This is a genomic window from Limnospira sp. PMC 1279.21, assembly GCF_032349615.1.
In the GTDB taxonomy this organism is placed as follows: Bacteria; Cyanobacteriota; Cyanobacteriia; order Cyanobacteriales; family Microcoleaceae; genus Limnospira; species Limnospira fusiformis.
In genome coordinates this window covers 1-6,598 of sequence record NZ_JARPLU010000075.1, presented here as the reverse complement: position 1 = coordinate 6,598, position 6,598 = coordinate 1, and the positions used below count along the sequence as shown (strand labels likewise).

The 6,598-nt window shown below is 45.8% G+C and carries 6 protein-coding genes; 3 read left to right on the top strand and 3 right to left on the bottom strand.

The window, feature by feature from the left end; translation table 11 throughout:
* Positions 1-221: 221 nt before the first annotated feature.
* Together psb35 and P5683_RS12920 are read left to right on the top strand one after the other, a co-directional pair.
* Positions 222-413, top strand: a complete 192-nt coding sequence (gene psb35 / locus P5683_RS12925) for a photosystem II assembly protein Psb35 (protein WP_006621654.1) — start codon at positions 222-224, stop codon at positions 411-413.
* A gap of 69 nt (positions 414-482) precedes the next feature.
* Positions 483-839: a hypothetical protein gene (locus tag P5683_RS12920; protein WP_006621653.1), complete on the top strand. Its 357-nt coding sequence runs from the start codon at positions 483-485 to the stop codon at positions 837-839.
* 81 nt (positions 840-920) lie between these two features.
* Here P5683_RS12920 and P5683_RS12915 read toward each other — a convergent pair whose 3' ends face one another.
* From P5683_RS12915 to alr, 3 genes are all read right to left on the bottom strand, one after another.
* Positions 921-3,701: a pitrilysin family protein gene (locus P5683_RS12915; protein WP_315640126.1), complete on the bottom strand. Its 2,781-nt coding sequence runs from the start codon at positions 3,699-3,701 to the stop codon at positions 921-923.
* Positions 3,702-3,878: 177 nt separating this feature from the next.
* Positions 3,879-4,382 (bottom strand): DUF427 domain-containing protein, encoded by a 504-nt coding sequence (locus tag P5683_RS12910; protein ID WP_187758145.1) that lies wholly within the window; start codon positions 4,380-4,382, stop codon positions 3,879-3,881.
* 18 nt (positions 4,383-4,400) lie between these two features.
* On the bottom strand, positions 4,401-5,600 hold the full coding sequence (gene alr / locus P5683_RS12905) for an alanine racemase (RefSeq protein WP_273248423.1): 1,200 nt from the start codon (positions 5,598-5,600) through the stop codon (positions 4,401-4,403).
* Positions 5,601-5,741: 141 nt separating this feature from the next.
* Here alr and P5683_RS12900 point away from each other — a divergent pair, with 141 nt between their 5' ends.
* A complete protein-coding gene (locus P5683_RS12900; protein ID WP_006621648.1) occupies positions 5,742-6,239 on the top strand; it encodes an HNH endonuclease in 498 nt (165 codons plus the stop codon).
* The last annotated feature ends 359 nt before the right edge of the window (positions 6,240-6,598 follow it).

Below are 6,598 nucleotides of genomic sequence, written 5' to 3'. Positions count from 1 at the left end.
AGAAACCTGGTTTCTCGAAGAAAGGTTTCTCCCACAGAGGTCAGGAAACCGGGTTTCTCAGCCGAAACGGTTTGATATCTGACGCACCACCCTAGGAATGATTGGTATTGAACTTTAGGATGATGCAATTGATGATTAATGTACGACTACAGGTAGAAGACTCGATAGAGATGAACCGATAGTATGGGGTTAATGCTGATTTGTGAGGAAAATATCTGTTTATGGATATTAATTTAGTTCTAGGTGAAGTGGCAACAAATGCGCCTCATTTTCCAGTGGCTGCTACTTTATCCTTGGTAGTAGGGTTTATTGCAGCAGCTTCTATTGGTTCTATTGCTTGGTATAACTCTAAGCGTCCTGTCGGTTGGGAGGATAAAGAACGCCCCGACATAGTTCCCAACATTAATAAATAGGGTGATTCATTGACCCAGTAACACAAGATAACTAAGCAATTGTAGCACAAAATTGGAGAAAATTAAATTATGGCAACTCAAAAAAATAATCAAGCCACAGTAGGTGATAACTACGATCGCAACATCATGTCAGCGGAAACAGCCGCCCGCATGGAAAGGGAGGGGGACAACTTTAAAAAGACTCCTGACGCAGCAGAGGGAACCACAGATACTACGGGTGGTTATCGTATGAGTCGAGAAGGGCTATTAGATAATTTTGCGGTTGAACCAGAAATGTACATTGAGGAACCTGGTGATTTACGGGAACAAGAACAAGCTGATAAAGCGAAACGACTCGAAACCCTTAAACAAGTTAATGAAACTGACGAAGAAGGTAAATTAACTATGTCTGAAGATAGCCGAGGTAAGGGAACCGGAATTATATAATTATCCACTACTAGGATAATCAATGATTGATTAGGTATTTACGGGGTGCGTCATCACCAGGACGCACCCTCAAAAACTGGTCTATTTGGGGCTGTTGACGCGCCCGACAAAAGGTTTGGTAATGGCGGGTTGGGAAGTGACAACAATTATGCGATCGCGGTGGATAAGTTCCCTGGCGACTTGGTTAACTAATGAGGGAGTCACCGCGTCAATTTTTTGGTAAAATTGATTAAGTTCTGTGGGGGTAAATTGGAAGATTTCATTCCACATAATTACACCAGCGAGAAACTCAGGATCTCCTAAAGCTACACGATCGCTCGAAATTATATTATGTTTAGCGGTTTCTACTTCGGCGGGGGTAACTCCCTGTTGCTGAACTTGTTTGAGTAGGGCGAGGGTTTTCTCAATTGCTAATGCTGCGTTTTCCGGTGCGGTTTGCATTTCGATAGTGAAACAACCCCAACGCCACCCGGAATTAAACCAACTATACACCCCATAGGTGAGTCCGTGGCGATCGCGCAATTCCAGTCCTAGGCGACTTGACAAAGTGCCACCCCCTAGGATGTGATTAAGAACTAGGGCTGCATAATAGCGGGAATCGTGGCGGTCTATGCTAGGATATCCCATGGCGGTGACTGACTCCACTATACCGGGTATCTCTTCCTGTAGCCAGACAAATTTGGTGGGTAGGGAAACGGGCGGCCAAGGATTTTCCGGGGCGGTGGTTTGGTTTTTCCAGGAGCCAAATTCGGTTTCGATTTGCGATCGCATCAACCCTAAATCAAAATCTCCGACTACTACCAAAACTGTCCGCTCAGGGCGATAATAAGTCCTCTGGAAATTCTTAATCTCATCACGAGAGATGGCTCTGAGGCTGTTCTGGGTGGGGTAACTATGCAGCGGGTGGTTTTTGGGATAAAGCTGCTTTTGTAGGGCGCGGTGGCTCACATAGGCGGGATTCTGTTCAGATTCTAGTAACTCAGATATCTGTTGTTGGCGGATCAGTTCTAACCATTTTTGGGGAAAGGTGGGATTTTGCAATACATCAGCCAGCGTTTCCAAAACCAGAAGCCAATCACCACTGAGAGCGGAAGCCGAAATATCTACCCCTTCCGTGGCGGCAGTAAATTCCAGATTTGCGCCTCGATTTTCCAGACGACGGGCTAATGATTGCCCATTATAACTGACTGTTCCACTCATTAGGTTTTCCGCAGTTAGTAGGGCTAACCCTTCCCGACCTTGGGGGTCAAATTCTTCCCCGGCTTTCACAAATCCCCGAATTGATATCGATGGGGTACTATTGTCCGCTAGTAATAACACTCGCATCCCATTATCTAGGGTGAAAGACTCCGGCGGCGTGATGGTGTGAACTTTCGCGGGGGGAATTTCTGGCAGATATTGGCTGATGGCTGCTGGGTCTGGGGGTTCACTAATGCGATGATGACCGTTCGTTTGGATATTAACTTTAGTGGCGGCGGAATTAAGAGCATTTGGGTCTGTTGTTGACTCGGTTTGGGTCTGGGTGGGTTCAAATCTTCCCAGGGTGCGATATTCTGGTTTGAGATAGGTTTGGGCGACTTTTTGCACGTCTGCTGCTGTGACTTTGGCGATCGCTTTTAGATAATCTTCTGTATAGCGATAATTCCCCGTTGTTGTCCAGTCTAAACCTAATTGCATGGCTTGACTGGTCAGATCACGATTTTCCAGGATGGAACTAGCAATAATTTGGGTTTTGGCGCGATCAAGTTCTTCCGTAGTCACCAATTTTTGTTGTAGTTTGACAATCATTTTTTGCCAGGCTTTATCGAGGCGGTTCAGAGATTTGATGTTAGTGGTAGTTCCCCACATTTCTAACCAACCTCCCGCACTTAAATTAACTACTGTACTGCCAGCATCCGTCGCAATTCCACTATCGATTAATTCTTGATAAATCCGAGAACTACGACCACCATTATCTAAAATATAATCCAGGATATTCAGGGCGGGAATATCATCATGATTAATGGCGGGGATTGGATAAATTGCTAGGCTGAAGGGGACGGCTCCCGGTTCCTGTAGAATAATCGGTTGATTTGATGGTAAAATCTGGGGGGGAAAGGTACTGGGAATTTGTCCGCGCTGTACACGGGTGGGAGGTTCATCCGGGTTAGGAATGCCGCCAAAGATTTCCTGAATTGTGGTGAGGATTGATGCGGGGTCAAAGTCACCAACCACAATTAAAACCGCGTTATCAGGGCGATAATTGAGATGGTAATAAGAACGCACATGATCGACTGTGAAAGTTTCGACATCTGCTTTAGTTCCACCAATCATTAAACCGTAGGGATGATGAGGAAAGGCGGCTTCCATTACGGCGCGACTGAGGCGATATTGGGCGCTATTTTCATATCCCTGTAACTCGGAGATAACTACTCCTTTTTCTTTGTCAAGTTGCTCTGGAGAAATCAGGGCATTTTTGAGGCGATCGCCTTCCAAAATGAGAACGCTTTTTAAGGCATTAGATTCCACAGTATTATGATATGCTGTCTGGTCATAACCTGTAAAAGCATTAAAATCTCCCCCCAAGGTTTCTAATAAACTACCATATTGAATAGGGCGGGTAGTAGTACCTTGAAACATCATGTGTTCCAGTTGATGCGCGATACCATTATCCCCCGGTTGTTCGTCTAGTGAGCCGATTTTATACCATACCTGGACTGTCACAACTGGGGCGGTATGGACGGGTTTGGTTAAAACGGTCAGACCATTTTCTAGGATGGTTTGAGTCACGTTTTGGCTGGGGTGAATGGTGGTGGCTTCTGTGGTTAAATTGGGTGGAAAGGATGGATTTAAAATCACTTGGTTTAAAGGGTTAGTTACCATTAAAAATTGGTTGAATCTCGCGCCATACAGGATTAACTAATTATGGCTAATGATACTGGTAATCATGGCTATCTCAAGATTCATATATACTCGGAGATTTGGGGTTATTTAATGACCGCCAGAGGGATAGTTATTAACTGTTCTCTCTAGCGGTGTTCAGGTGAAATGATTAAGGATTTACCAGCCCATTGTCCCCGCCCCACCTTTAAAAGGTCCGACAATATCTTGAGTAATCCAACCGCCGTAAAAATCTCCGGGTTGAGATTGCACTAACTCATCATTAACATAACATTCATCCATGAGACTAGCATAGAAGCTGTAACAGTCTTGGATATCGACAAAACTGGGAGTTGGCTGCACATAACGCCAAGCGGCATTAGATACTCGCTTATCTCCGACAATGACATCATAATAAACACAAACTCCCTTCCATTCGCACATAGTGCGGCGGGAAGTTTCCACAAGATATTCAAGTTGAATATCATCGCCGGGAATGTAGTATGTTGGCGGGTGGCTAGTTTCTAAAACCCGTTTAGCTTGGCGGGAGTCAGCCAGAGTAATGCCATTAAAAATAATCCGCAGGTGTTTATTGGTATCCTCCAATTTGGCGGGACGGGGATAGTCCCAAACTGATTCTTGTCCGGGACCAGGGGTAATCGGTGATGGTCTAAAAAAACTCATGTTTTGTGGTTTCAGGGTTTAATTAATAAGAATCCGAGGAAGGCGATGTTTAAATCCACAGAGGATTTCCCAGGAAATCGTGCCTAACTGTTCCGCCCAATCATCGGCGGAAATGCTATGATGGCGATCGCTTCCCAAAAGGGTGACCACTTCTCCGACCTGTAAATCAGGAATAGCAGTTACATCTAACATTAACTGATCCATTGTGATTGCGCCAATTTGGGGGACGAATTGACCGCGAATTAGGACTTTCATCTGGTTAGACAGGTGGCGGGGTACTCCGTCAGCATAGCCAATACCCACAACTGCAATGGGAGTCTTTTGTTTGGCGATAAATTTATATCCGTAACTAACGCCGCACCCAGCTTCAATGGTTTTGATTTGGGTAACACGGGCGCGAATACTCATGGCGGGCTGAAGATTGACGACCGATCGCAAATGAGGGGCGGGATATAATCCATAAAGGGATAAGCCGACCCTGACCATATCATAATGTAAAGCTGGGTCGGTTAAGGTGGCGGCGGAGTTGGCTAGATGTAAACAGGGTTTGACGGTAGGGATAGAGAAGAGGGTTGTATGTTCCTGAATTTGGGCTAAGACCTGTTGAAAGCGCCAATGTTGCTGATCCATAATGGTGCGATCGCGAATATCAGCGGTGGCGAAGTGGGAATATATGCCAGAAATCTCCAAATTAGGTAATCCCCGCACCAGTTGCACAAATTCTAGGGCTTGTTCCCACCAAGTCCCCAGCCGTGACATTCCGGTATCTATATTAAGTTGAACGGGTAGCGATCGCTTAATTGATTGGAGAGTTTCCGAGAAAAGTAGGGCTTGAGTCGGCGTGCATAAAGTGGGTTGTAGTCCCCAATGGGCGATCGCCTTGATCTCATCAGAAGTATGAACAGCCCCCAGCACTAAAATAGGCTGTTGAATACCTAAGCGCCGCAATTCAATACCTTCGGGAATGGTAGCCACCGCGAAATCGTCAACCCCAATTTCAGACACAATTTTAGCCACACTCACCGCCCCATGACCATAGGCATCTGCTTTAATTACAGCCATAAACCTAGTTTCCGGGGATAGTAGGTGGCGGATCTGTTTGACGTTATTGGCGATCGCCCAGCGGTCTACTTCTACCCAAGCACGATGTTCACATTCACCCTCATAGGTATAGGTGCGATCGTCCTGGGCTAGTGGCTCAGATTTCCTGCTAACCATTATCATTCCTTAGCGCGAAAGTTAAAATACACAGATACCAATTAGATACCAATATCGTCTGGGGATTTCCCGACCCAGGCCAAAAATTTAAATATATGATAATATCGGGTCAAAATCATTACATCGCAGCAATTTATTAGTATGGGCAATGTTCTGGTGTTGAATGCCTCCTATGAACCGCTCAATATCACGACTTGGCGGCGGGCGGTGGTCTTATTGTTGAAGGAAAAGGCGGAACAAGTTGAGCATAATGGTAAGTATCTGCTACCAGATTTTCCCCTCCCAACTGTGATCCGATTACGTCATTATGTCCGAGTCCCCTATAAAGAAATTCCATTAACCCGAAGGAATATCTTGCAGCGCGATTGCCACTCTTGTCAATACTGTGGCTATAAGGGGGATGAATTGACTGTTGATCATGTGATTCCGCGATCGCGCCAAGGGGGTGATACTTGGGAAAATCTGGTAACCGCTTGTATGCGCTGTAATGTCAAAAAGGGCTGTCGCACCCCGAAGGAAGCCGGAATGCCTTTGAGACATCCCCCCCGAAAGCCTTACAGCAGCCTTTATTTTGAGGTGACTCGACACCTCAAAAGTGGCATGAACCAAGAATGGCAAAAATATATGATTGGCTTGTGAAGCCCCTGGATACAATGATACCCAGGGGTTTTTGTATAGGGGAGGTCTTGTGACCGACAGTTGGGAAAATGGCCAGCCAGATCTTCCCACGGCGGCTAAATACTCCAGCTACCCCAATAATACCAATAATAAATGTAGGGGCGGGTTCTACTGTTAATTACAGAAGGGGGCGACAAGATTAATTAACCCGCCCTCTGATACCCCCCGTTAATTACAGAAGGGGGCGACAAGATTAATTAACCCGCCCTCTGATACCCCCCGTTAATTACAGAAGGGGGCGACAAGATTAATTAACCCGCCCTCTGATACAGCTTGTTCACCAGTCGCTTAATACATTGCCCTCACCCTAAATCTGGATC